The following is a 26,358-nucleotide window of genomic DNA, read 5'->3' on the forward strand; positions in this document are numbered from 1 at the left end:
TCATTGAAACCTGTTGGGGCCGAGGGTATCGGCTGCATGAGACGGTGAATGAGCAGATTCTGGTGGATGTTGTGGATGATGTGCTGTTTGGACAGCAGTAAGAGGTTTTTTGGTCTTTTTTAAGCAATCAACTGTTTATTATCTGACGCTTACAGTTATTGACTAAAGAACGATGAATTGAAAAAGTGACTTACAGTTGATATATTCCGTGATCACTGACTATTTGAAAAGGACTAGTGGCATTGTCTAAAAAGAGATTAGGATATAGAGTTCAAAGAAATGGTATCCAAAAGTATTTACTTGGTTGACATGTTGACGGTGTGGTTGGTTATTCAGAAGGAGACTTTTAGTCAAAACTATAAAAAATAGATCGCTATATAACTTTGGCTGGTTAGTTAAGCGATCTATCGTATTAAACGGGCTCCAGTTGATCTCCTTGTATTTCATCATGAAGGCCTTCTTTCTTAGCCTGCTATACGCTGAGAACTTCTTAGAACATAATAAATAGCACGAAAAGCGAGTATCCGATTGATACTCGCTTTTCGTGTTATATCAAAAATTCAGAAAGAACTGAATTAGAGCAATTATTTTCCACGGTACAATATAACGATCAAGTGTTAGTTACTAAAATCGATAGACTAGCAAGAAGCATTGTCGATTTAAATGTAACCATTTCATTATTAAATAAATGCATAACAGTTGTATTTTTTGGATAATGCACTAATTTTTGAATCTAAAAAAATGATCAATGAAATCAAAATTCTCAATAAGTATAATATCTTTCGTTTAAAACTGTCTTTGATCAGAAAAATATTAAGTTAGTCGTTTTATTCAGAAATTAATGTGTCTCCTCTCCTCTTTTTTCAAATTTGAGAAACCATTAAAAATAGGGTGAAAAAAAGATAGTATGAAGTACTTATTTTTCTGATTTATTTTTTTACTTATGCTAAGATTCTTATATGGCATCGATGACGAGTTGGAATCTATTTGAAAGTGGTGCATATATTTATGATGACTCCCTTATTTAGAGGTTACGACAGTTGTCCGTAGAATCGGCATTAAGCCTCATGATTGAATTTTCGCTTTTGATTGTTAGTATTATTTTTGGGATTTTGACTTTCTCGAAAAATGATTAAAAAAATGATCGTCCGGTAGACGATCATTCCTGAAAATAAGTAAGCATTAAATCACCAACCGTCAAAGTCGGTGCCAGGAGAGTTGTTGGAGCAACTCTCCTTTTCTATTAACATAATAGCATAAATTCTTGATACTCACTATCTATTAATTGTCTTCTAAATTTATATTGTTTTGAGTATCAAATTAAAATTAGATAGCTAACTCATATCCCTATATATCTATTTCCCTATTTAGCTATAGTGATAAATTATTCAAGAAGTTAAAGATATTGATGGTCGAAGCTTAGATTTGAAATGGAGAGCGCTAGGAAATTCACTAGTGCTCTTCTTATTTGTCATAATCAAAATCGGTTGTCAAGTAGAGCTGTATTTGTCCCCAAATTGGCATTATTTTTTTTATGTTTTATTCTTAATATAGAATTAAAATTATCACTGAAGCAATTCTATTCTTCAAAGGTGAAGACCTCAACTTATGAACCGGGAGCAAAACACCTGAATAGTTGAAACAGTGATAAAGTTATTCTATGGAAAGAAGGAAGCAGCGATTTTAAGCAGAAGTAGAGAAAAGAATGATTAGGTATATTATTATGACAAAAGTAAGGGGGAATCTTCTATGCCTGTTGAATCTGCACTATCACTGATGCTTTCATCATTAACGTTAATGGTGCTAGTTTTAACTTACGTTAGAGATGAAAAAAAATGATCATCAACTATTTTATAGTTGATGATCAGAGAAACGATAACAATTAAACAATCTGTTTAATCGATATTTGAGGAGTTGTTGGAGCAACTCCCCTTCTTTCTATAATAATAGCACATCTTTATCGTATGGAAGCGTACCATATTAAACTATGAAAGCCAAAAGGAGTAACAGCTTATATACAATTACAAAAATAGAATTGTGTAAAAGTGTAAATATTTAACTCAAAGAAGCAATTGAATCAGATCCTTGATCCTGATTTCTTTGCTTCTTTTCTCTTTGGTATTTTGTTCTGATCCATTTGAAACAAATTCCCCTTAGTAAATATCGTATGTTACACTACTTTAAGGATGGTTTCTTCAATCAAAATTCAAGGAGGCATTTATGTTAGAAGCGATTATTTTTGATATGGATGGCGTATTAGTTGATTCAGAATATACGTATTTCCAAAGTAAATCACAGATCTTAAGGGAAGCGGGACATGAAGTAGAAGAGAGCTATCATTTTCAGTTCATGGGGACGACTGGCGAGTATATGTGGGAACAAATGAAGCAAGAGTTTTCACTGCCTTTGTCAGTACCAGAGTATATCCAGCAGATGACTGATTTACGCCAAGCAATGATTAAACGGGATGGAATCAAAGTGATTCCCCATGTCCAAGCTTTTGTTAAAGGATTATCTGAAGCAGGATTGAAGCTGGCGGTAGCCTCCTCCTCTTCATTAGCAGAAATCAAAGTGAACCTAGCAGAAATCGGCTTGTCTGATTATTTTTCAGAAGTAGTAAGTACGGAAGAAGTAACGCATTCAAAACCTGCGCCCGATGTTTATTTAGCTGCAGCGGAACGATTAGGTGTGAATCCTGAAAATTGTTTGGGGATTGAAGATACAAAAAATGGAACAGGCGCTGTTCGAAATGCAGGAATGGTTTGTGTCGGTTTTGCGAACCCAGCGTTTCCAAAGCAAGATTTGGCTTTTGCCGATACCGTCGTTTCAACTTTTTCTGAATTAGATGCTGAGTCTCTCGTTAAAATTTATCAAGAAGTGAGGAAGCACCATGCCTAAAGCAGCTATTTCCAGTAAAGCTTTTTTGATTGAAGGCGGATGCAATGCCTGCGGTCTGCAAAATACTGAGACCTTCACTATTCACTTTGAAGATCAACGCTCCGATGTGTTAGACAACTTTGATGTTCCTTCACTTGTTCAAACAATTGCGCAAAAGAACGGATGGCGGGAGACCGTAATTCCTATAGGGATTAGCGAGGAAGAGATTGTTTTGAAAAAAGAAAACGATGTGATCAAACCGAGATATCTTGGTGATCAAATTCTTTATCAAAATAAGGATCAGCGGATTCAAACAAAATGTATTTTCGAAGACAAGGAAGAATTATTTAAGCAGGTTAATGAAATTTTGGTTCAATTGTTTAAAGTAGAACCTTATGAAATCAAAATAGCAGTCATGTAAATCCTAGGAAAATCTAGGATTTTTTTTTGAGATTTGATAAATGAAGCAAAAACTAGAGAGAGCATCAACTAAAAAGATTGAGATGAGTCATTTAGTCCAAGAGTTTTATCATTGAATTTGCAAAGTCTAGCTTACATAAAGAACAGACAAAGAATGAGACTCTTGCTAAAATGAGGGAAGAACAAGAGTACCAAGTTGCATAATACGTAGTTAAAAACAGGAATGCTAGGATCGATAATCACCTTTATTTAGGGCTTTCTTGTCTTTAATCATTTTTTTTTGTGAAAAAAAGCATTTGTAGGCACCAAGTTGCATAAAGAACACTGAATTATTGGGGAACAAAGAAGATAGAAATGTAAGCGTTTTTTGTATAAATTGAAGATGTAAAGAGGGATGAGAATGAATTTAGAAGAACGAACGAATCAGATTTTTGTTGAGTTGGTTAACAATCCGCAAATCACTAGTAAATCGTTGTGTGAGAAATTTGATTTGACGCGAGGGCAATTAAATTATGCGTTGAAAAAAATCAATGATTCTTTATTAGACGAAAAGTTAAGTGAGATTAAACGGACAAAAAATGGTCATTTTCTGATCGCAAATGAGATTCTTTCAAACTATAAGGGTGGTGATGAGCAGCTCGGGGTGCCAACTGAAAGCTATGTGTTTTCTGGTAAAGAACGAGCAGCCATAATTGAATTGATGTTATTGAGTAAGGAAGACTATTTATCACTGAATCATTTCATTGATGAGTTGAAGGTCAGTCGCAATACGGTACTGCGAGATCTAAAGGAAGTGGATCAAGAGCTTCAACAAAATGAGTTAGCGTTGAAGTATACCCGCCAAAAGGGTTATTTTATCCAAGGCGACGAATGGAATAAGCGCAATGTGCTTTCTGATTTATTAAACAATTTGGCAGTGATGTATAACGGAATAAACTTCATTATCCAATTTGCCAATATCGATCCGCAACAGATTGACGTCTTTCGCAAACGAGTGGAATTGGTGGAGGAAGAACTAGAGGTTCAATTTACAGATGAACGCTTAAGAACGTTACCTCTATTGATTATTCTGATGATCAGGCGAGCGCAAAAAGGAAAATTGATCTCCTATAGTTTCAAGGTAAATTATCGGGAGCTTGCGGATACGAAGGAGTATTTAGCTGCCGATCGAGTCATTTGGGATGTCGATGGCTTAAGTGAAAATGAACGGGTTTATGTAACAATGCTGTTGCTGACGACTAATCTTTCTCGAGGGGATATTTTATCAGTAAAAGAGATCAACAAGATGAAGGAGGCCTTGGAGAAGGTCATTGCGAATTTTGAACGAATCGCAGGAGTTAATTTGGAGGAAAAGGAAAAATTACTGGAACGGCTGCTGGTACATATGCGGCCTGCCTATTATCGAATCAAATATCACCTTAATCTGCAGACTCGTTTTTATCAAGAAAACAAGGATGCAAACCTGTTTTCATTGTTTTACTTAGTGAAAGAAGCCAGCGGTCCATTAGAAAACTATTTTGGTCAGCCGGTTCCAGACGCAGAGCTATTTTTCATTTCGCTGTTTATCGGCAGTCATATAGTCGAGAGTACGGAAATTGTTCACCCGGAAAATCGGAAACGGGCGATCATTGTTTGCCCTAATGGTATTTCAATCGCTGCTTTGTTGGAGAATACATTGAAGAACTTGCTTCCAGAAATTGATTTTGTTCGATCGATGTCCGCTCGGGAATTTTACCGGACAAACAATGAGGTAGATTTCATTTTTTCCGCGGTTCCGCTGAAAACTGATAAGAAGCTATTTGTAGTCAACAACTTTTTATCTGATCAGGAAAAACGTCAATTACGAGAACGAGTGTTGCGATCTACTGCAATCATCCAAACAGAGATTGTTACACCAGAGAAAATCTTAACGGTGGTGAAAAAACATGCTCAGGTCGTGGATGAAGCAAGTCTTTATGAAGAACTGCTTAGCTTGTTTGCACCGAAGGAATCGATGATCCTAGAAAAGAAACGACCGCATTTGGTTGATCTCTTAAAAGGGGAGACGATCCAACTATTTGAAGAGACGATCAGCTGGCCAGAGGTTTTAGAGGCGTTGGCACGGCCATTAGAACGACAGCAGGTCATTACAACAGATTACGTCAAAGCATTGAAAAAAGAGATGCCGGTCTTGCCTGCCTATACTGTTTTGCGACATAAAATTGCGTTGCCTCATACAGTGGCCGAGGCGGGCGCGATTGGAGTAGGAATCAGTTTAGGTCTTGTAAAAAAGGGTGTTTTTGCAGAAGACGGCAGAAAAATCCATACCGTAATTTTACTGGGCTCCAATGATAAGGAGGAGCATCTGGATTTGATTTTTGAAATGATGAGTTTAGCAGGAGCAAAAGAGCTGACACAATTAGAAAAAGCAACCTCGGAAGAAGAGATTCGAGAGGCGTTGATCCAGTTCAACGATGAGTATTGGAGGGCAAAATAATGACAGAAGCGACACTAAGTGCTTATGTGAAAGAACCGTTAGTCTTTGCACAGGAGAATTTTTCTTCTCAAGCAGAGTTGTTTGAGCAAGTTGCTCAAAAGGCTTTAGATTTAGGCTGGGTACGAGAAGACTTCTTGGACCGCATTCGAAAAAGGGAAGAAACCTTCCCAACTGGAATTCAATTGATGAATGTGGGTGCGGCAATTCCTCATACAGATGCCGAATGTGTGTTGGAAGAGTTCGTGGCGGTAATCACGATGCAAGAATCCGTGGTATTTCACAATATGGAAGACAACAATAAGCAAGTTAAAGCACAGATTATCTTTGTTTTAGGATTGAATCAACCCCATGCGCAGTTAGAAATGTTGCAGTCTTTAATGGGATTATTACAAAACGAGACCGTTCTATCAGAGTTATTGTTAGCGACAACGGAAACTGAACTGATCCGTACTATCAAAAAAAATCAATTATAAAATATGAAAAGGGAGAGAAACATTATGAAAACAATTCGTGTATTAGTAGCATGTGGAGCAGGAATCGCAACATCAACGGTAGTTATGAAAAAGGTTGAGGATTTATTTGCTAGAAATGAGATGCCAGTAGAGATCACGCAAATTAAAATAGCTGAAGCAGCAGGAAAGCAAGATGAAGCAGACATGTTGATTTCGACAACAATGCTGCCAACGCAATACAAAATTCCGGCGATTACAGCCATGGCTTTCTTAACAGGGATCGGTACGGAAAAAGTGGAGAATCAGATCATCGAGGCAGCTAAGGAAATTCAATAATTTTAGACTCATGTGTGTCAGTTCCGCCTTTTGCAGACTTTCGAGATAGAGAAGACTAGCGGGACGGCATACATGATAAGAAAACGATTTATTTTTTTAAAGGAAAAAAGTAAATACATTAAAAAAACGATTTAGGAGGAACGTATCAATGGATGGTTTAATGAATGTGGTGCAGAGTATTTTAGGTGCTGGCGCAAGTGTCATGCTGCCGATCATTATTTTCATTGTTGGGATTATTTTTAGGGTTCCAGTAAAAAAAGCAATTATATCGGGGATAACTGTAGGGATCGGGATGATCGGGATCAATTTGGTGATCAACGTATTAACTACAAACGTCGGTCCAGCAGCACAAGCGATGGTTGAACGATTTGGTTTAAACTTGACGATCATCGATGCTGGATGGCCAGCAGTCTCAGCCGGGACATGGGCGCAACCAATCGCGGCTGTGATGATTCCAGTGATTTTAATCGTGAATTTAATTATGCTGGCATTAAATCGAACGAAGACACTGAATATTGACATCTGGAACTACTGGCATGTTAGTTCTGTGGCAGCAACTGGTTATATTGTAACAAAAAGTTTTTTCTTTGGCATCCTATGCGGGATTTTGTTTACAATCATCATCCAAATTATTGCAGATAAAACTGCTCCTAAAGTCCAAGAATATTATGGACTTGAAGGTATCAGTATCACAACAGGCTCTGCTCAAGGGTATGCTGTTCTAGCATTGCCAATTGGCTGGTTAGTCGATAAGATTCCTGGCATCAATAAATTAGATGTAAAACCAGAAACAATTCAAAAGCGCTTTGGTATTTTTGGCGAACCAATGATCATGGGGATCATCATCGGGATGTTTCTCGGTTTGCTGGGCGGCTATGATTTCATCGGTATTTTGCAAATTGGGATGAACATGGGCGGAGTAATGTTCCTGATGCCGCGGATGGTAAAAATCCTGATGGAAGGATTGATCCCGATTCAAGAAGGAGCGCAAAAATTACTGCAAAGTCGTTATGGTGATCGCGAGATTTATTTAGGGATGGATGCGGCGTTAGCAACGGGCTCACCAGCAGCGCTATCAACAGGTCTCTTGATGGTACCAATCACATTGTTCTTAGCAGTTATTTTACCGGGCAACCGAGTATTGCCATTTGGCGATTTAGCGACAATTCCATTTTTCGCGGCATTAGTTGTGCCTAGTCGTAAGGGAAATATTTTACATTCAGTCATCTCTTTAACTGTTGTTATGGCAGTGGCGTTATTGATGGCGACAAACTTTGCACCTGTTATTACTGAGATGGCACAAGGAATCGTCAAATTCCCAGAAGGCGCGGCAGAAATCACGAATTTAGATACTGGTGGGAACTTCCTGAAATGGATATTCTTGAAGCTGTCTGAATTAGTTGCACAAGTGATGTAGGAGGAATATAGAAATGACGAAAACAATGAAGGGTGTTTCAAAACAAGCCCCCGGCTATGATCAAATGGCATTTATCGACCTTGCGGTACCTGAAGCAACGGATGATAAGGTATTGATCAAAGTCGCTTATACCGGTATCTGTGGGTCAGATATCCATACTTTTAAAGGTGAATATAAAAATCCAACTACGCCAGTCGTGCTAGGACACGAATTTTCTGGACAAGTCGTTGCAGTCGGAGACAGTGTCACAAAGGTCAAAATTGGCGATCGCGTGACCAGTGAGACCACATTCTATGTCTGCGGTGAGTGTAAGTATTGTCAGGAAAAACAATACAATTTATGTCCACATCGTAAAGGAATCGGTACCCAGCAAAACGGCTCGATGGCCAATTATGTGCTGGCACGGGAAGAGAGTATCCATCTATTGCCAGATCATCTGAGTTATGAGGGGGCAGCGATGAGCGAACCATTGGCTTGCTGTGTGCATGCGATGTATCAAAAGAGCCGATTGGAACTAAAAGATACCATCATTATCATGGGGCCTGGACCGATTGGGTTGTTCTTACTTCAGATTGCCAAAGAAATTGGGGCATTTGTCATTATGACAGGGATCACGAAGGATAGTCATCGCTTAGAATTAGCGAAAAAACTTGGCGCGGATGTGATCGTAGATACAATGAAAGAAGATTTGGCTAAAATCGTTGACGAAGTAACGAATGGCTATGGTGTGGACAAAGTATACGACGCATCGGGTGCTGTACCAGCTGTCAATGCCAGCTTGCCATTGATTCGCAAACAGGGACAGTTTATTCAAGTAGGTTTATTCGCCAATCAAATGGTGGATTTGGATACTGAATCAATCATTCAGCGAGAGATCGAATACATCGGCAGTCGTTCACAGAATCCTTATGACTGGCCCATCGCGATTCATCTACTAGCCAAAGGCGCGATCAATATCAATGAGATGATCACAAAAAAATACCCATTGACGGAATGGCGTGAAGCTTTCGATAAAGTGATGGAAGGTCATGAGATCAAAGTAATGATCGAGTCTAATCCAGGTGAATTTTAATTAAGCAAAGGAAGCTGTACCAGATTTTTTGGTACAGCTTTTTTTGTATTTTAGAATTATTTTTCACAAAGCGGATGGGAACGGTGAACGAGCCCTTTGTACAGATTCCATTAGGGGTGGCACGTTGAAAAATAAGTGCTTATCAGCAATCGATTACAGGAAAAGACAACTAGAAATAAAAGAGTGATAAAAAAATAATGATGTTATTTTAAAATAATTTCACAAAGAAACCGTTTACTATTTTTGCTGTTCAGGCTAGACTAAAGGAAAAAATAAAGACAGGAGGGAAATAGATGGATCTTGACAATCGAAGCGTTCAAGTTCTTCAGACAGTCGCGTCTACAATGAAAATTTCTTCCAAAGAAATCATGGAAAAATACAGTCTTACCCGCAACCAGTTAGATTACGCAGTAAAAAAAATAAACGACTATCTGGAAGAAAATAACTACCGAAAGATCATTCGATCACGTAACGGCAGCTTTGTAGTTGATACGAAAGTGGTCGATGCTTTCTCGGGAATCATGAACAGCGAAAGCCAGCTACAGGCAAATCAAAACAGCTTTTTAGATGAGTATCATCGATTGTTGGTTATTTTATTATTGATTTTCTCTGCAGACTATCTTTCGCTCTATCACTTTTCAGAAAGTTTAGAGGTTAGTAAAAACACCATAGTTTCAGATATCAAGAAACTCAAAGAACAGCTGAAAAGACACAAGCTAACGATCGATTATTCTCGGAAGGGTGGCTATTATTTTCGAGGGGATGAAGAAGCGATTCGCGGATTGATTCTTGTAGTGACGGACCAAGTGATGGATTCCATCTATAATCAGCTCATTTTTGAAAAATACTTAGACATTCAAGTGGCCGAAATTGACGATCAGCGGAAGATGCTCCGCTTAGTCGAAGAGGAGCTGCAGGTTCAGTATACCGACAATCGGATACAAACGGCGCCTTATTTTTTGGTATTGCTGGATCGTAGAGTGAAAAACGGACACACAATTGAGCAGCGATTTGGACTGCTGGCCAAAGAAATTATGGACACGAATGAATATGCTGCAATCGTAAAAGTATTAGCTGGACAGGGGATATTGCCAAAATCCTATACAGAGCACCTTTATCTCTGCCTTTATATCCTTTCTTTGAAAATTACCGATTTAAGCAATATTTTTTCTCTAAACAAAGAAGCTTTGCGAACCCATATCGAGCTGTTTATCGCGATGCTGGAGAAAAACACAATCATACAGTTAAATGACAAGGCACAATTGATCGAGAACCTAACGCTGCATCTGACACCAGCGTATTATCGGATTCGTTATGGTTTGACTTCAGACTATACACTTACGGATATAGTAAAAAATCAGTTAGATCCTTTATTTTTTATTGTGAAGTCATCGATTGCCCCTCTGGAGGAGTTTTTTGAAGAGCGCATTCCGAATGATGAGATTTATTTGATTACCATGTTCATTGGGGCCTATATGCAAAAAGAAAAACCAATCAATCTCGATCATACGATTGTTAAAGCAGCAGTCGTGTGCCCGAATGGCATCATCAGCTCAAAATTGTTGGAAAAGACGTTAGACAATTGGTTTCCTATGATTCATTTTGTCAGCTCTTTTTCGATTCGCGAGTTTTATGAAAAGGAAGACAGTTTAGAAGTCCAATTGATTTTTTCAACTACACCCTTAACTACTGAGTTACCCGTGATTGTTGTTGGAAATGACTTGTCCGCGATGAACAAAACCCTGATCGTCAACGAAGTGATCCAGCTGATTTACAAGATCGATAGTTATAAATTGCAACCAGACCATATTTTATCGATTGTCAAAAAACATCTTCCGATGAATGACGAGATAGAAGGGAAGATACGTAAAGAATTGATGATCTCGTATAATTCAATTTTTCAAATACAAGACCAAGAGATTTTGACGAATGAAACAAAGCTAAACTTGAGTGATCTGATTACAAAAGAAAGTATCATCATTTTGCCGGATGATCTGAATTGGCAAGCTGTTCTACAAGCAGCGACCAAAAATCTGATTGACCGTGAGATTGTCGAGCCTAAATATTTACGCCATCTTGAAGAACAGTTTCCAGAGGTCACCCCGAGTATCGTGTTGGGAAATCAAATTGTCATCCCTCACACAGTTCCTGAAAATGGAGCTCGTGAGCTGGGAATGTGCCTAGCTAAGGTACAACAAGGGTTTACCAGTCAAGGTCAGAGTTATCGTTATGTCGTGGTTATTTCTCCGATCGATAAAAAAATGCACATTCAACCTATGATGCAGCTGCTAAAAATAGCTAGTGACCCTAAGGTGATTCAACGGCTGGATCAGGCGCAGGATAAGGAGTCGCTTTTAGCCATCATTCAAGATTTCAAAAAGTAATAAAATAGTGATCTCGTTCTTTTGGAGAACGGGATTTTTTGTATTCTCTGATAATTCTACAAATAGTTGATGATAAAAAATGCTTGTGAAATCAACGTTTTCCGCAAGTCATACAAATATTACGGAATAGGTTCAGTAAAAAATGAGTTCAAAAGAAATTTGAAAGAAAGCGTTTCCGTGCTATCTTTTGATTAAGCAAGAAGCAAAAAAAACAGAACAGGAGGGATCGAGTGATCAAACGAGAATTGCTTTTTAGCAAAATGAAGCCGCAGGATTATGAAGAGATGATTACATTCTTGGGGCAGAAAATGGAAGAACTAGGTTATGTTAAACCAACCTATGTTCCGGCAGTATTAGAAAGAGAAAAGGGATTTCCTACAGGATTGCAGATGGGAGATTATGGAATTGCGATTCCCCATACGGATCGTGAGCATGTACATCAATCCGCTTTAGCCATTGCGACTTTGGCAGAACCCATCGAGGTTTGCTCGATGATCAATCCGAAAGAAAAAGTCCGTGTGTCATTAGTCATCTTAATGGCAGTGGAGGACCCGGATGGTCAAGTCAAAATGTTGAGCAAATTGATGAGACTTTTTCAGGACGTCGAAACATTGAAGCGCCTAGAAAAAGCAGCATCTACAGAAGAAATGTATAACATCGTGACAGAAATGGAATTGGAGATCGCGTAAAGCAAAAGGATGTCAGACCAGCTATTTAGCAGATTGCCTGAAAAAAAACGAGTAAAAAGTTCAAAAAAATAATAAAAAGAAATAGGGGGAGCAATAATGAAAAGATACAATGTATTGTCCGTTTGCGGATCAGGAACAGTTACATCATCAATGGTGGCGGAAAAATTAAGAGAGACGTTGGAGGAAAAAGGATATATCGTTGATACGACAGAGGCAAATCCTAACGAAGCTTTATCTTTAGCGAAGACAGGCAAGTTTGATTTTATTACTTATACGAGTCCACTACCTGACGGAGACTATGGGATTCCAGTAGTAAATGCGATCGGTTTCTTAACAGGCTTTGGTGAAGATGAATTTTTAGAAGAAGTGGATGGCGTTTTGTCGGCGTTGGAAAAATAAATTTTAACTAGGTTGTTTTGGTTTCTTGCGAATGGTAACAGAGAATTTGCTTTTGCTGATTCTCTTCAGCAAAGGCTAAATGCATTAGTTAGTAAAAAGGTATGCGGCTTGAAAATCAGCCTTATTTTTCAGCAGGAAAAATAAATACATTAAAATGAAAAAGGATGCCAGTTTTCCTTCTTACTTTAGCAAGTTAGTAAAATGGTATACGGCTTGAAAATCGGCCTTATTTTTCAGCAGGAAAAATAAATACATTAAAATGAAAAAGGATGCCAGTTTTCCTTCTTGCTTTAGCAAGTTAGTAAAATGGTATACGGCTTGAAAATCGGCCTTATTTTTCAACAGGAAAAATAAATACATTAAAATGAAAAAGGAGTAATGAAATGTTAGAAACATTAAAGAGCGTTTTTGATACGTTTGGATCAGCAGTTTTTGTCCCTGTAATGATTTTTGTGGTTGCCAAAGTATTAAAAGTGAAGACTCAAAAGGCATTTTTATCTGGATTATATGCAGGTGTAGGATTGATGGGCTTCACCTTGATTTTGAACTCATATACCCCAATCATTTCTAAAGTTGTTCAACAGATGGTTGACCAAACAGGGATCAATCTTCCGGCATTTGATGTGGGGTGGCAGGCGACTGCATTAGTTGCCTATTCAACAGAAGCGGGCATGATCTATTTAGTGATCGCTCTAGTTTTACAAACAGTTCTTTTCCTAGTGAAGTGGACCAATGTATTCCAGCCTTCAGATTTATGGAATAACTATTCTTATATGGTTTGGGGCTCAATGGTTTATCTGGCTACGAAAAATATGATCTTAGCAGTTGTATTGATGTGTTTACTAAATATGTACAGCTTACTATTGTCAGAAATGCTGGCTCGACGCTGGTCTAGCTATTATCATTATCCCAATTGTACGATCATTGCAATGCACAATATCGAACCAGGTATCTTTGCATTATTGATGGACCCGATTTGGAATATGCTTGGCCTGCACAAAGTTCGATTGAATCCGCAAGGCTTACAGAAAAAATTAGGTTTCTTGGGTGAACCGATCTCACTAGGCTTATTCTTAGGTCTGTTTTTAGGAATTTTAGGAAATCTCAGCAACCTAGCAGAACTATCTGCTTGGGGGCAAATCACAGAAGTAGCGATCGCAACCAGTGCCGTAATGGCGATCTTCCCGAAAGTAGCAGGAATCTTCTCACAAGCCTTCAACCCAATTTCACAAGCTGCTAGTAAAAACGTTCGCGGCAACAATGAAGGACGTGAATGGTATCTAGGTGTAAATGATGCAACGGGCTATGGTGAACCTGCGACATTGATTTCAGGAATTCTTTTGATTCCGATCATGGTATTTATCGCAATGATCTTACCTGGTAATCAAACGTTGCCAGTCGTTGACTTGTTGGCAATTCCTTATATGGTACAAGCGTTGGTATGTTTATCGAATGGGAATATTGCGAAGACATTGCTCAATGGTGTGATTTGGTTCAGTTTGGGATTGTATATGTGTTCGTATACTGCACCAATGTTTACAGAAATCGCGCAAACAGTCGGTGTTACTTTACCAGCAGGTGCGTTGATGGTAACAAGCTTCAATATTTTAGGGAAACCAATTTTTGGTTTGATCTTCTTAGCCTTTTTAAGTCAAAATCCATTACTGATTGGCTTGACGATCGTCGCATACTTTGTCGTTTACTTCTTGTTCCGCAAAAACAAAGAAGCTTTCTATGGATATGTTGAACGGGCTGCAGCAAAAAACAGCGTTGAAATCCCAGATGCTAAAACCAAAGTAGCTTAATAGAGATAGAGAAGGATGAAAATGACCATGACAAAAAAGATGAAAGCAAGTGTATTGATAAAACCTGGTGTATTGGAAGTTCAAGAGGTGGATGTTCCCGCTATTGGTGAAGATGAAGTATTAGTCAAAGTCGCTTACGCGGGGATCTGTGGCTCAGATGTACCCCGCGCAAACTTAGAAGATGGTGCAAGAATGTATCCGCTCATTTTAGGACATGAATTCAGCGGAACTGTTGATCGGGTAGGATCACAGGTCACTAAAGTTCAGGTCGGAGACAAGATCGCCGTTGCACCACTGATTCCCGATCCAAATTCTGAATATACAAAAGAAGGATCCTATGGTCTCAGTGATAATTATAACATAATCGGTACTGGCAGTAACGGTGCCTTTGCCGAATACGTGAAAGTTCCTGAAGAGCACTGTGTAGTAATGCCGGAAGATTTGGATCTATTGTCAGCGGCTGGGGTAGAGCCAGCGACGATCAGTTGGCATGCAATGCAGCGCTCAAATATGAAGGTCGGCGATACAGTGGCGGTTCTTGGTTGTGGCCCAATCGGACAATTTGCGATTCAAATTGCGAAAATTTTCGGGGCAAAAAAAGTGATCGCAGTCGACATTTTTGATGAAAAATTGGACTTGGCAAAACAACTTGGCGCAGATGTGACGATCAACAGTAAAGAACAGGATCTAGAAGAAGCAATCAAGGCCGAAACGGGTTTAGGTGTACACGTAGTGATTGAAACTGCTGGAAGCAAATTCACTCAAAAACAAGCGCTTTTAATCACTCGCAAACATGGAACTGTGGTATTAGTGGGAATCTCACATCAAGACCTACCATTATCTGAACATGAGGCAGAGCGCATCATGCGTGCAGAATTGACGATTACAGGCTCATGGAATTCCTATACAGCACCTTATCCAGGCCGCGCATGGGAGGCAACGCTAGAGGAAATGTCTAAGCGCAGAATCAAGTTCAAAGAAATGGTGAGCAATGAAATCACGTTAACAGATTTGCCGGATGTGCTGCCTAAGATGTTCAATCGAGAGCTTGCTTATAACAAAATCGTTGTTGCAGTCAATCCAGAGTAAGAGGGGACCGAATCGATGTTAGAACAATTAAAAGAAGAAGTATTTCAAGCGAATTTAGCATTACCTAAACAAGGATTAATCAAATATACATGGGGAAATGTCAGTGCTTACGATCCTGAGACAAACTATTTCGTTATTAAACCCAGCGGTGTCAGCTACGAAGAAATGACCGCTTCGGATATGGTCGTAGTCGATTTAGACAATAATGTGATCGAAGGGAAACTAAACCCTTCATCAGATACGCCGACTCATGCAGTATTATATAAAGAGTTTCCAGAAATTGGCGGTATCGTTCATACCCATTCAACATGGGCAGCAGCCTGGGCACAATCAGGTTTAGATGTACCAGCGATGGGAACGACCCATGCGGATACGTTTTATGGCTCCGTTCCATGTGCGCGCTTTTTGACACAAAATGAAATCGATGAAGGGTATGAACACGAGACAGGAAATGTCATTATTGAGACATTCAAGCAGCGTGAAATCAAACCATTGGAAGTTCCAGGAGTGCTGCTGCATGGACATGGACCATTTACTTGGGGGAAAGATGCCCAAAGTGCAGTGATGAACGCAGTTGTATTGGAAGAAGTTTGCAAGATGAACTTGCTGACTCGACAATTAAATTCGTTTGCAGAAAAATTGCCGCAGCGCGTGTTAGATAAACACTATTTGCGAAAGCATGGGGCAAATGCTTATTACGGACAAAAATAATTATTAAAATGGAGGAGGATTACGATGATTAGCGATTTGTTTGTTTTGATCGGTTTAGCTTTTTTTATCAAAATCTTTTTTGATGGGGCGAAAAAACTAGTCGTTGGCGCCAATGGGGATGTCGTAAAAAGTAGAACTTATTGGATTCACGGCGTGTTGGGTGTGGCTTTTATGATCGTAGCTCGACTAATTACGATCCTCCTCTAATTAATTAAAAGCTGGAGGATGATGAAATGAAGATCCATGAGATCAGTCAAGCTCCTTTTATCCGAGAAATGTGTGAGGCAACTAGTCAATTATGGGCGTATGGCTGGGCAGAGCGGAATGGCGGAAATATTAGCTATCGGTTGCCACAGGAGGAAGTTCAATATTATCTTGATGTCGATCAGGTTAAGAGAACGGTTGAGCTAGAGTTTGCTGTTAAAAATTTAGCAGGGGAGCTATTTCTTGTTTCGGGTTCTGGCAAGTATTTTAAAAATATTCAGAAGAATCCCGCGGATAGTTTAGCGATCATTCGCATAAGTACAGAAGGGGACAAGTACGAACTACTGTGGGGTCTAGAAGGCGGCGATTTGCCAACAAGCGAGTTAGCTTCGCATCTTCAATGTCATGCAGTTCGTCTCAAGCAGGATCCAGAACATCGAGTAATTTTGCACACCCATGCAACAGCGATATCGGCAATGACCTTTATTCATGATTTAGACGAGAGAAAATTTACAAAAACACTATGGCAAATGATTACAGAGTGTTTAGTTGTTTTTCCTGATGGAGTGTCCGTTCTACCGTGGATGGTTGCTGGAACGAGTGAATTAGGTGCTGCTTCGGCAGAAAAAATGCATGATTCTAGGATCGTCATTTGGCCGCATCATGGCATCATGGGTGCGGGACAAACGATGGATGATGCTTTTGGTCTAGTCGAAACAGCAGAAAAGGCCGCACAAATCTATTTGCAAATTTGTTCGACAAGACAAGAGATTAAGCAGCAAATCAGTGATCAGCAGCTTTTAGATTTAGCAGAAAAGTTTCACGTGAAACCGAAGGCTGGGCTATTGAGGGAAGAAGGACAGCAAGATGACTAATGTAGTCGTGATTGGTGACCCGTTTGTTCCAGCGAATAATTTGGCTTCCGCGGCAAAAGGATTGATGCTTGAAGCGCCAATCAACATTCAACGGTTTGAATGGCGAGCTGGCCAATCGCGTTCAGAATTTCGCGAGACCATCAAAATATTGGAACGGGATGGTCCGAACAATTTTGAATGGCCGTTAGAAATACTAGAAGCTGTTTCGACAGCTGAATACCTATTAGTTCATTTAGCACCTGTTTCACAAAAATTACTTGCTCATGCAAAAAAGTTAAAGATGATCGGAACCTGCCGAGGCGGTTTGGAACATATTGATTTAACAGCAGTGAAAGAATCAAAGAATTTGTCGGTAATCAATGTCATTCGAAACGCAGAACCAGTAGCAGATTTTACGATTGGCTTGATGTATGCGACTGTTCGCAATATTGCGACGTCCGCGATTCAAGTAAAAAATGGCAGGTGGCCGCAAAATTTTCCGAATGATGCGTACAAAACCTCCTTCTCCAATCTAAAAGTTGGTTTGGTGGGATTAGGACATATTGGAAAAATCGTAGCGAAACAATTAACCGCTTTAGGATTAGAAGTCAGCGCCTATGATGCGTTTATGGATCAAGCAACGTTAGATCAGGAAGGCTATCGGGTTCAGCTGAAAAGCTTGAAAGAAATCTTTAGTGACTCAGACGTAGTGTCCTTGCATTTACGAGTAGTGCCTGAGACGATAAAGTTGGTTGATCATTCATTATTGAGTTTGATGAAGCCAAGTGCATATTTGATTAATACTGCTCGGCCGGATATTATTGATCGAGCCGATTTGATCGAATGCTTAACGAAAAAAAGGATTGCTGGTGCTGGTATTGATGTATTGTGGGAAGAGCCGATCAATCCAAATGAGCCTTTATTAGAGCTGGACAATGTTGTGATTACTTCACATATTGCTGGAGATACGATCGATGCGATTGAGCGTTCTCCACAATTACTACAAACCGAAATGAATAAAGTATTGCAAAAGCTTAAGTAGTTCGCCTACTTAAGCTTTTTTTGCCCTCTGTAAGAAGGTATGATCTTTTCAGTATTATTTGCTGAGAGACACAGTGATTGCTTTGGAGAGCTGATGTGTAATTAGTGCTAAAAAGTTGAATGAGTTTGTGAAGTCTTTGATACCTTTTCACAAATTAGTGTACTTTTTTTTCTAATCTCAAAAAAAAGAGCGTATTAATCATTTTCGGAAAGCGCTTTATACTGAGCTTGTAATTAAGAGGAGGGAATACAGAATGTCAGATTGGTTAGATGTTGCAGGAAAAAAAGTGATCGTAACAGGCGGCTCTTCAGGAATTGGAGCAAGTATTATCGATGAATTGCTGGATCAAGGAGTGATCGTCGTAAACTTTGATCTTCAACCTGGTAAGGTAACGCATGATAATCTTTACTATTTTCAGACGGATATTTCAGATCGCCAGCAAGTGGAGGAAAATGTATCGAAGGTCGTTGAGGAATTCGATCGGATCGACGGATTAGTGAATAACGCTGGGATCAATGTTCCGCGTTTATTAGTGGATAAGGAAAATCCTCACGGTCAGTTTGAATTATCAGATGAGGTATTCGACAAAATGATGGCAATTAATCAAAAAGGTCTCTTTCTAATGACACAAGCAGTCGCTCGGACGATGATGAAAAGTCACGAAGGGGTAATCATCAATATGTCTTCGGAATGCGGTTTGGAAGGCTCAGAAGGGCAAAGTCCGTATGCGGCAACGAAAGCAGCAGTCAACAGCTTTACGCGGTCGTGGTCCAAAGAGTTGGGCAAGCAAGGAATTCGAGTGGTAGGAGTAGCACCAGGAATCATGGAGGAAACAGGCCTGAGAACAGAAGCCTACGAGACAGCACTAGCTTACACACGCGGAATCACTGTTGAGGAGCTTCGTAAAAACTATGATAAAACCACTACGATTCCATTAGGACGGAGCGGAAAGCTCAGTGAAGTCGCTGATTTGGTGTGCTATTATTTATCTAATCGTTCTAGCTATATTACAGGTGTTACGACTAACGTTGCTGGAGGAAAGACACGAGGATAAAAGAAGGTGGGGGTAATAAGATGGCATTAATCAATCGCTGGTATCAATTATTACAGCATTTTATTACTCATGATCGCTTGCGTTTGAATGAGCTGCAGAAAATAACTGATACAAGTGCACAAACCACCAAAAAAGCGATACAGCTATTGAATGATCAAATGGAACGAATTGCAGTAATTGAAGAAAAAGAGGCCATTTATTCATTAAAGGTTATTGATCCTCAACAGTTCTCAGAAATTATGAACGGCAGTTTAAAGCAGCAGACAGATTTCAATTCAAGTACAAAGCGAATTGCGGTTTTGATTGATTGCTTTATGAAGCAGCAAGGCTATATCGTAATCGATGATCTGTCAGAGGTGTTAGGGGTCAGTCGTTCAACGGTCAATAAGGATTTACGGAATTTAAAGCAGCTGATGACACGGTATCAAATTTCCTTGATTGGTACTCCGAATAAAGGCTTGCGAATCTCTGGTGCCGAATCCCAGCTGCGATTGCTCTATTTGCAGCATGCGTATGATTATTTGGAACAGCCGACGTTAAGCGATGAGCTATTGAAGCGCATTGATGAAATCGCATTAAGTAAGAAAATGGATTTCCGTACATTGGGGTTATTGCAAAAGACGATCATTTTAACGATTCAACGGATCCAAGGCGGAAACCCTCTAACACAAGCGGTTCCGTATTATGTTAATTATTTTTCGGAGGATCAATTATTGGAGGAGCTGTTTGTCAGCTTGGCAACAGATTACAGTTTGACGGTTAGTAAATTTGATTTTGATTTCCTTTGTTTCCCATTGAATATTTTTAACAACAATTTGGTTGCCGAGGAGCAGGCGGATAATCCAGAAGTAAAAACATTGTTTCAATCCATGATGGATCAAATTAATGCGGCGGTAATCATTCACTTAGATCAAGAAGTGCTGTTCCAGAATATTCGTGCCCATTTTATGTTTTTGATTAACCGGATCATTTTTCAAGTTGAAACCTACGACATATTTCGTGAGGAGTTCAAGCAAAAGCATGCCTTTGCCCATGAACTGGCGGAAATAGGCATTACAGCGCTGGCTGATTTTTTACAAAAACCGATTCAACAGTCTGAGCTTTCTTACCTAGCTATTTATTTTGAGTTGGCATTGAAATCCGATGCTCAGCCAAAAATGAAAGAGATTGCGGTGGTGTGCAATACCGGCAAAGGAACAGCTTTAATGATTAAGCGTCAGTTGGCAACCGTTTTAGGACCAAACATTCGAATTGTTCATTATTCAGAGGAAGAATACGAAACGACGGATTTGGAACGCTATTTTGCTGTATTTACGACGATTCCCTTGAAACATGTGAAAGCCACTACTGCTGTCATCAAGTTAACCGATCTTTTCAATGAAAATTGGCTCTTGAGCGAGTGGAAGAGAATCGTTGCTTCAAAGGCTGCGTCGTTCGAGCATATTCAGTTTTCTTTTGAACATTTAGACAAGCATCTGCCCTATGAGAAGAATTTGATTGTTTTGCTGGATAAATTACGAAACGAAAAGCTGATTGATGATTCGTTTAAGGAGTATATCCTAACGAAAGCACAAGAAGAATCTGCGGTGATCGATAATGGAATCGCTTTTCCGCACGGAATCAATCATAAAAGTGAGGAAATTCTTGTCACTATTGGGATATACCCAGAGGGTCAATCCCTTGAGGACATTGAACTGATTTTTTTGGTAGCAATTCCAGAAAACCTGACGCTGGCAATGGAAGACGAGCTGCTCAGTTTTTATGACACAATTTTTGTCATCTCTTCCAATGAGATGTTACGTGAACAGGTCAAGCAGATCAATAGTAAAGAAGAATATCGGCAGCTACTAGTTAACGGGTCTTAGTGAAGGGAGACGGAGAGTCTTCTCTTTGCATCAGAAAGGAGCGGGTATTGTATGAATATTTTTGTTTTAGGAACTATTGCAATTATTGCTTACATTCTTCAAATTTTTTTAGGGATGAAGCAGATCAAAAATTTTAATTCTGTCTATATTCGAATGAAGCGCAAAGGAAAAGTTGCGATCGGTCGTCGTCCGGGAAAAATTGCTTCAGGGACGATCTTGTTACTGGGGGTCGATGCTGCTGGGGTCATTCAAGATGCTGAAATGATGCAGGGAACTTCGATCTTGGCTCGCTTCAAACCGCGTCCGCAATTTATTGGAATAGATATCCACCAATTGATGGACGCTCCAATGCTGTCTGAGGAAAATAAATTAACGCGTCAAGCGGCGGCGAATGCCCAAAAAGTCTATGTGGAGGTTGAAAGCGGCAACCATCGAGATGAAGCACCTGTATCCCCAATCTTTAATGTAGGCAATCAATTATCATTAATGAAACTTTCCATTCAAGATAAATTAACCAAAAAAGGATGTTAGTTCCAGTCTCTACAGCTTTTATTACGAATAAGTAAATCATAAATATGAAAAAGGAGTGTGTAACAATGGATTATATTACAAAATTTGCGGAAGGCTTCATGAGCCTTTTCCAAACGGGTGCTGAAACATTTATTAGTTGGATGACAGGGATCGTACCAGTTGTTTTGATGTTGATGGTGGCAATGAATACACTGATTGCTTTTTTAGGTGAAGAGAGAGTAACAAAAGTTGCGAAGGTTTCTTCCAAAAATCCTTTTACCCGTTATCTAGTATTGCCATTTGTTTCTGCTTTTATGTTGGGAAATCCAATGTCATTTACGATGGCACGCTTTTTACCCGAATTTTATAAGCCAAGTTACTATGCGTCAAATGCGCAATTCTGTCATACAAGTAATGGTGTTTTCCCTCACATCAATCCTGGGGAGCTGTTTGTTTGGATGGGGATTGCCCAAGGAATTACTCAATTAGGATTAAATTCGATGGAATTAGCGATTCGCTATATGTTTGTTGGTTTGGTCATGAATTTTATTGGTGGCTGGACAACAGACTTTACTACTGCATTTGTCTGCAAACAACAAGGCATCCAGTTAAGTAAAAAAGTGGATGAAGTCGCAGTGACAGAATAGCGTGTCCGATCCATAGTTTCCAGTTTATATGAAGTTAAATTGAGTAGTTTAGAGGAATAATTACACTGAAATGAATTAGGAGGAGCGAAAATGGCTTATAATAGTATCAAAATCGTAAAAGGTTCGGGTGGGTATGGCGGACCATTAGTAATTACACCAACAGATGAAAAACATAAATTTGTTTATGTAACCGGCGGCGGAGACAAACCGAGTATTGTGAATAAAATCGAAGAATTGACTGGTATGGAATCAGTTAATGGCTTCAAAACATCAATACCAGACAATGAAATCGCCCTAGCGATCATTGACTGCGGCGGAACATTGCGCTGTGGAATCTATCCTAAAAAGAACATTCCAACAGTGAACATTGTACCGACAGGAAAAAGTGGTCCATTAGCCCAATACATTAATGAGGAAATCTACGTGTCTGCCGTCGGTGAAAATCAAATCATGCTGGCCGATGGATCAGAAGCAGCGAACGGCCCGACCTTTATCACCGAAGAAAAGCCCGAGCGGGAGTTCAAATATTCAACAGATAAGAAAATTACTGAACAAAGAGCAGAACAGAAAAGCTTTATCGCTAAAATCGGGATGGGTGCCGGGAAAGTCGTAGCGACATTCAATCAGTCGGCTCGTGAAGGTGTGCAGACAATGATCAATACAGTCATTCCTTTTATGGCCTTCGTGTCCTTGTTGATCGGGATCATTCAGGGTTCAGGAATTGGGACGGTTTTTGCTAATCTGATGAAACCTTTGGCAGGAAATGTTTTTGGCTTGATCATTATTGGCTTTATCTGCTCACTGCCATTCTTATCTCCACTGTTAGGACCTGGGGCGGTTATCAGCCAAATCTTAGGGACCTTGATCGGGGTGGAAATCGGTAAAGGAAACATTCCGCCGCAATTAGCTTTGCCTGCTTTATTTGCGATCAATACACAAAATGCTTGCGACTTTATCCCGGTTGGTTTGGGATTGGAAGAAGCTGAAGCAGAGACAGTAGAAGTTGGTGTACCATCCGTTTTGTATTCACGTTTTCTAAATGGGGTTCCCCGAGTGGTTGTTGCTTGGTTAGCAAGTTTTGGATTATATAGTTAAAATGTTTGGAGAGATGAAAGATGATTTTTGAGACGCAAGTTACCAACATTGGCCCAGAAGCAGAGATGTTTCAACAAGAAAAGATGTTGATTTTCTTTGGCGATGATGCACCAGAGACATTAGCAGATTATTGTTATAACATCCAATTGACACCATCCACAGCTGAGATTATAGCAGGAATGAATTTTTCCTTCGATGATCAAGTGTATGAAATCACGGCGGTAGGGGATGTGGTAAAGAAGAATCTTGATGATTTAGGCCATATCACGCTACGGTTTGATGGTTCGAAAACGGCAGAGCTTCCAGGCACCCTTTATGTGGAAGATAAAGCGATGCCAGTGATTACTGTGGGAACGAAAATTGCGATTAGTTAAGAACATTCATCTAAGAGTTGCATTTAACTGGTTTAAATGTACACTTTTAGATGAGTGTTTTTTTGTCAGTCACACTTTTTGCAGTTTTATCAGGGGAGATTTAGATAGAGGGTTTAAGCATAAAAAATGTTTGAGCTGTTTAATTAGATGATCGTGTGACGAGAGACAGAATCATTTTCCATGTTTTAGAAAAAGGAAGCTCTTATTGAACTGGTAGCGAAAATAAATGAATGAGGCGATAATATGAAGCTTACACCAAAAGAATCGACTGCGTATCAGCAACATTTTCTAATGGATACGCAAATAATCAAACGCTATGTCGTAGAGAAGCTAGGCGCTTTTCCAGAGGATGCACCACTGACTGTTACTGAAATTGGCGATGGGAATATCAACTATGTCTTTCGTGTGGTGAATGAGGCAACACAAGAAAGTCTGATTATTAAGCAAGCAGATGTGCTGCTGCGTTCATCTGGCCGCCCATTAGCTATTGATCGTAATCGAATCGAAGCAGAAATTTTACGCTTGCAAAATAATCTAACTCCACAATTCGTACCAGAGGTTTATTATTATGATCAAAAGATGTATGCTTTGACGATGGAAGACGTTTCAGACTATCAAAACATGCGCTATGAGTTGATTGATAAGAAACTATTTCCTGACTTTAGTGAGGAAATTTCAGAATATTTAGCACGGACATTGCTTTTAACAAGTGATCTTGTTTTGGATCGGGCGGTAAAAAAACAGCATGTTAGGGACTTTATCAATCCGGAAATGTGTGATATCAGCGAGGATTTAGTGTTCACAGAGCCGTATAATGATTACAAGCAGCGAAATATTTTGACTCCTGGCAACGAAGACTTTATTAGAGAAAATTTGTATGAAAATGTACCACTGCAGGTAGAGGTTGCGATGCTGCGTAATAATTTTATGAATAATGCCCAGTCATTATTGCATGGGGACCTTCATACTGGCTCTATTTTTATCAATCAAGCAGGCTTAAAAATAATAGATCCCGAGTTTGCCTTTTATGGTCCAGCGGGATATGACATAGGAAATGTTTTGGCTCATCTCTATTTTCCAATGATCAAAAACCTATTTGATCCGAAAATTGATCAAACTTTCCACCAATGGAGTGTGGAGATGATTGCCGCTGTTTATGATCAGGTTCAAGCGAAGCTGGATAGGTGCTACGATGAAGCAGTGACTGTTTCCTTGTATCGTAATCATGCATTTAAAGACACCGTGCTGCAAGGAATCATGACTGATGCAGTAGGGTATGCCGGCACGGAGATCATTCGGCGAGTCGTAGGAGATTCAAAGGTGAAGGAGTTATCTTTGATTCCTTCTGAGAAAAAAGTTGCGGCAGAACAGCTGCTTTTAAAAATAGGCATTCAATTAATTATCAATCGGCAACAGATTACTAGCGGCAGTCAGTTAGTTGATGGAGTCAATGAGTGTGTCAGTTCTGCGTTTTTCAATTTATAAGAGGATTCCATTATTTATGAAGTAGAAGGTGAATGTAGTTGGAAAGACAAGATTATACGATGCCGACATTATTGCAATATGAAAATGTGGCATGGTACGAAGAGGGAAAGGTCCGGATCTTAGATCGCCGAATTTATCCGACTAGGGTAGAATTTGTTGAATGCGAGACACATCAAGCAGTTGCGCAAGCTATCACGGACATGGTGACTCAAAGTGCAGGTCCCTACACCGCAGCAGGAATGGGAATGGCCTTAGCTGCTGAAGAAAGTAAGGGGTTAGGTCCGATAGATCAAATCGCTTATTTAAAAAAAGCCGCCCATACGATTGCCAATGCACGACCCACGACCGCTAATCGAATGACGCTGATCACTGAAAAATGTGTAGCAGTTGCAGAAGCAGCATTAAAAAAGGGCGAAGAACCAGCTGAAGCAATTAAACAAAATACGATTGATTCTTTAAACCGCCGCTATTACACGATGGATCAAGTCGCAAAATATTTGATTGAAAAAATTCCAAATAATGGTACGGTCTTAACGCAGTGCTTCGGAGAGACGATTATTGGGATGCTTCTGCGAGAAGCCATTGAACAGAAAAAGACATTGCGCTTCTTTTGTGCAGAAACCCGACCCTATTTACAAGGCGCTCGTTTGACTGCGAGCTGCTGTGCGGAAATGGGCTTTGATACGACGGTCATTTCTGATAATATGATTGCCTATCTGATGGCACATGAAACAATCGATTTGTTCACTTCTGCCGCAGATACGATTGCACAGGACGGCTATATCGCCAATAAAGTTGGAACGTATCAAATGGCTATTTTAGCGCAACGTTTTGGTATTCCGTACTTTGTTACGGGGATTCCAGATACGGATAAAATCAGTCATGAAAGTATCAAGATCGAGATGCGTGATCCTGAGCAGGTGATGGAATTGAATGGTATCAAACATACATTAGCGGGAGTCAAAGCGATTTATCCATCCTTTGACATCACGCCACCGGAATTAATCGGTGCGGTTGTAACTGACCGCGGAATTTTTTCGCCTTATGATTTAAACCGCTATTTAACGGAGCAACCCGAAAATAATTTTTATTGATTGGAGT

26 protein-coding genes and 1 pseudogene are annotated in these 26,358 nt (G+C 39.6%); all 27 read left to right on the top strand.

Features of this window, described 5'->3' with window-relative positions:
* Positions 1-554: 554 nt before the first annotated feature.
* Positions 555-741 (top strand): annotated as a pseudogene (locus tag JZO85_RS23200) (recombinase family protein); the annotation flags it as partial.
* A 299-nt stretch (positions 742-1,040) separates the two neighbouring features.
* On the top strand, positions 1,041-1,136 hold the full coding sequence (locus tag JZO85_RS23515; RefSeq protein WP_430732923.1) for a putative holin-like toxin: 96 nt from the start codon (positions 1,041-1,043) through the stop codon (positions 1,134-1,136).
* A 613-nt stretch (positions 1,137-1,749) separates the two neighbouring features.
* On the top strand, positions 1,750-1,839 hold the full coding sequence (locus JZO85_RS23520; RefSeq protein WP_430732924.1) for a putative holin-like toxin: 90 nt from the start codon (positions 1,750-1,752) through the stop codon (positions 1,837-1,839).
* A 381-nt stretch (positions 1,840-2,220) separates the two neighbouring features.
* Entirely contained in the window at positions 2,221-2,898 is a 678-nt protein-coding gene (locus tag JZO85_RS18760) for an HAD family hydrolase (protein ID WP_207110042.1), read from the top strand.
* On the top strand, positions 2,891-3,298 hold the full coding sequence (locus JZO85_RS18765; RefSeq protein ID WP_207110043.1) for a DUF4809 family protein: 408 nt from the start codon (positions 2,891-2,893) through the stop codon (positions 3,296-3,298). The genes JZO85_RS18760 and JZO85_RS18765 overlap by 8 nt, the downstream gene beginning before the upstream one ends.
* 399 nt (positions 3,299-3,697) lie before the next feature.
* Complete coding sequence (locus tag JZO85_RS18770; RefSeq protein ID WP_207110044.1) at positions 3,698-5,773, top strand: BglG family transcription antiterminator; 2,076 nt, start codon at positions 3,698-3,700, stop codon at positions 5,771-5,773.
* Complete coding sequence (locus JZO85_RS18775; protein ID WP_207110045.1) at positions 5,773-6,246, top strand: PTS sugar transporter subunit IIA; 474 nt, start codon at positions 5,773-5,775, stop codon at positions 6,244-6,246. The genes JZO85_RS18770 and JZO85_RS18775 overlap by 1 nt, the downstream gene beginning before the upstream one ends.
* Before the next feature lie 24 nt (positions 6,247-6,270).
* Complete coding sequence (locus JZO85_RS18780) at positions 6,271-6,561, top strand: PTS sugar transporter subunit IIB (protein ID WP_207110046.1); 291 nt, start codon at positions 6,271-6,273, stop codon at positions 6,559-6,561.
* A gap of 148 nt (positions 6,562-6,709) precedes the next feature.
* Positions 6,710-7,978, top strand: coding sequence for a PTS galactitol transporter subunit IIC (locus tag JZO85_RS18785; RefSeq protein ID WP_207110047.1), 1,269 nt, complete (start codon positions 6,710-6,712; stop codon positions 7,976-7,978).
* A gap of 13 nt (positions 7,979-7,991) precedes the next feature.
* Positions 7,992-9,050, top strand: a complete 1,059-nt coding sequence (locus JZO85_RS18790) for a zinc-binding dehydrogenase (RefSeq protein WP_207110048.1) — start codon at positions 7,992-7,994, stop codon at positions 9,048-9,050.
* A 293-nt stretch (positions 9,051-9,343) separates the two neighbouring features.
* Positions 9,344-11,434 carry a BglG family transcription antiterminator gene (locus JZO85_RS18795; protein WP_207110049.1) on the top strand — a complete coding sequence of 697 codons (2,091 nt, stop codon included), beginning with the start codon at positions 9,344-9,346 and terminating at the stop codon, positions 11,432-11,434.
* 230 nt (positions 11,435-11,664) lie between these two features.
* The gene (locus tag JZO85_RS18800; RefSeq protein WP_207110050.1) at positions 11,665-12,123 is read left to right on the top strand and encodes a PTS sugar transporter subunit IIA; all 459 of its coding nucleotides are present in this window, start codon (positions 11,665-11,667) and stop codon (positions 12,121-12,123) included.
* Positions 12,124-12,219: 96 nt separating this feature from the next.
* A complete protein-coding gene (locus JZO85_RS18805; RefSeq protein ID WP_207110051.1) occupies positions 12,220-12,522 on the top strand; it encodes a PTS sugar transporter subunit IIB in 303 nt (100 codons plus the stop codon).
* A 383-nt stretch (positions 12,523-12,905) separates the two neighbouring features.
* A complete protein-coding gene (locus tag JZO85_RS18810) occupies positions 12,906-14,327 on the top strand; it encodes a PTS galactitol transporter subunit IIC (RefSeq protein ID WP_207110052.1) in 1,422 nt (473 codons plus the stop codon).
* 27 nt (positions 14,328-14,354) lie between these two features.
* Positions 14,355-15,416: a zinc-binding dehydrogenase gene (locus tag JZO85_RS18815; RefSeq protein ID WP_207110117.1), complete on the top strand. Its 1,062-nt coding sequence runs from the start codon at positions 14,355-14,357 to the stop codon at positions 15,414-15,416.
* Positions 15,417-15,431: 15 nt separating this feature from the next.
* Entirely contained in the window at positions 15,432-16,127 is a 696-nt protein-coding gene (locus JZO85_RS18820; RefSeq protein WP_207110053.1) for an L-ribulose-5-phosphate 4-epimerase, read from the top strand.
* Between the two features lie 24 nt (positions 16,128-16,151).
* On the top strand, positions 16,152-16,334 hold the full coding sequence (locus JZO85_RS18825; protein ID WP_207110054.1) for a hypothetical protein: 183 nt from the start codon (positions 16,152-16,154) through the stop codon (positions 16,332-16,334).
* Positions 16,335-16,360: 26 nt separating this feature from the next.
* On the top strand, positions 16,361-17,206 hold the full coding sequence (gene rhaD / locus JZO85_RS18830) for a rhamnulose-1-phosphate aldolase (protein ID WP_207110055.1): 846 nt from the start codon (positions 16,361-16,363) through the stop codon (positions 17,204-17,206).
* A complete protein-coding gene (locus JZO85_RS18835) occupies positions 17,199-18,227 on the top strand; it encodes an NAD(P)-dependent oxidoreductase (RefSeq protein WP_207110056.1) in 1,029 nt (342 codons plus the stop codon). The genes rhaD and JZO85_RS18835 overlap by 8 nt, the downstream gene beginning before the upstream one ends.
* Positions 18,228-18,480: 253 nt before the next feature.
* Positions 18,481-19,281, top strand: coding sequence for an SDR family oxidoreductase (locus JZO85_RS18840; protein WP_207110057.1), 801 nt, complete (start codon positions 18,481-18,483; stop codon positions 19,279-19,281).
* Between the two features lie 20 nt (positions 19,282-19,301).
* The gene (locus tag JZO85_RS18845) at positions 19,302-21,146 is read left to right on the top strand and encodes a BglG family transcription antiterminator (protein ID WP_207110058.1); all 1,845 of its coding nucleotides are present in this window, start codon (positions 19,302-19,304) and stop codon (positions 21,144-21,146) included.
* Positions 21,147-21,197: 51 nt separating this feature from the next.
* Positions 21,198-21,677 (top strand): transcriptional regulator GutM, encoded by a 480-nt coding sequence (locus JZO85_RS18850; protein ID WP_207110059.1) that lies wholly within the window; start codon positions 21,198-21,200, stop codon positions 21,675-21,677.
* A 65-nt stretch (positions 21,678-21,742) separates the two neighbouring features.
* Positions 21,743-22,303, top strand: a complete 561-nt coding sequence (gene srlA / locus JZO85_RS18855) for a PTS glucitol/sorbitol transporter subunit IIC (RefSeq protein ID WP_207110060.1) — start codon at positions 21,743-21,745, stop codon at positions 22,301-22,303.
* Positions 22,304-22,393: 90 nt separating this feature from the next.
* On the top strand, positions 22,394-23,398 hold the full coding sequence (gene srlE / locus JZO85_RS18860; protein WP_207110061.1) for a PTS glucitol/sorbitol transporter subunit IIB: 1,005 nt from the start codon (positions 22,394-22,396) through the stop codon (positions 23,396-23,398).
* Between the two features lie 20 nt (positions 23,399-23,418).
* Positions 23,419-23,772, top strand: a complete 354-nt coding sequence (locus JZO85_RS18865) for a PTS glucitol/sorbitol transporter subunit IIA (RefSeq protein ID WP_207110062.1) — start codon at positions 23,419-23,421, stop codon at positions 23,770-23,772.
* Positions 23,773-24,015: 243 nt separating this feature from the next.
* On the top strand, positions 24,016-25,257 hold the full coding sequence (gene mtnK, locus JZO85_RS18870) for an S-methyl-5-thioribose kinase (protein WP_207110063.1): 1,242 nt from the start codon (positions 24,016-24,018) through the stop codon (positions 25,255-25,257).
* A 38-nt stretch (positions 25,258-25,295) separates the two neighbouring features.
* Positions 25,296-26,351 (top strand): s-methyl-5-thioribose-1-phosphate isomerase, encoded by a 1,056-nt coding sequence (locus JZO85_RS18875; protein ID WP_207110064.1) that lies wholly within the window; start codon positions 25,296-25,298, stop codon positions 26,349-26,351.
* Positions 26,352-26,358: the final 7 nt, after the last annotated feature.

The sequence above is a fragment of the Candidatus Enterococcus murrayae genome (assembly GCF_017315985.1).
GTDB lineage: Bacteria > Bacillota > Bacilli > Lactobacillales > Enterococcaceae > Enterococcus_A > Enterococcus_A murrayae.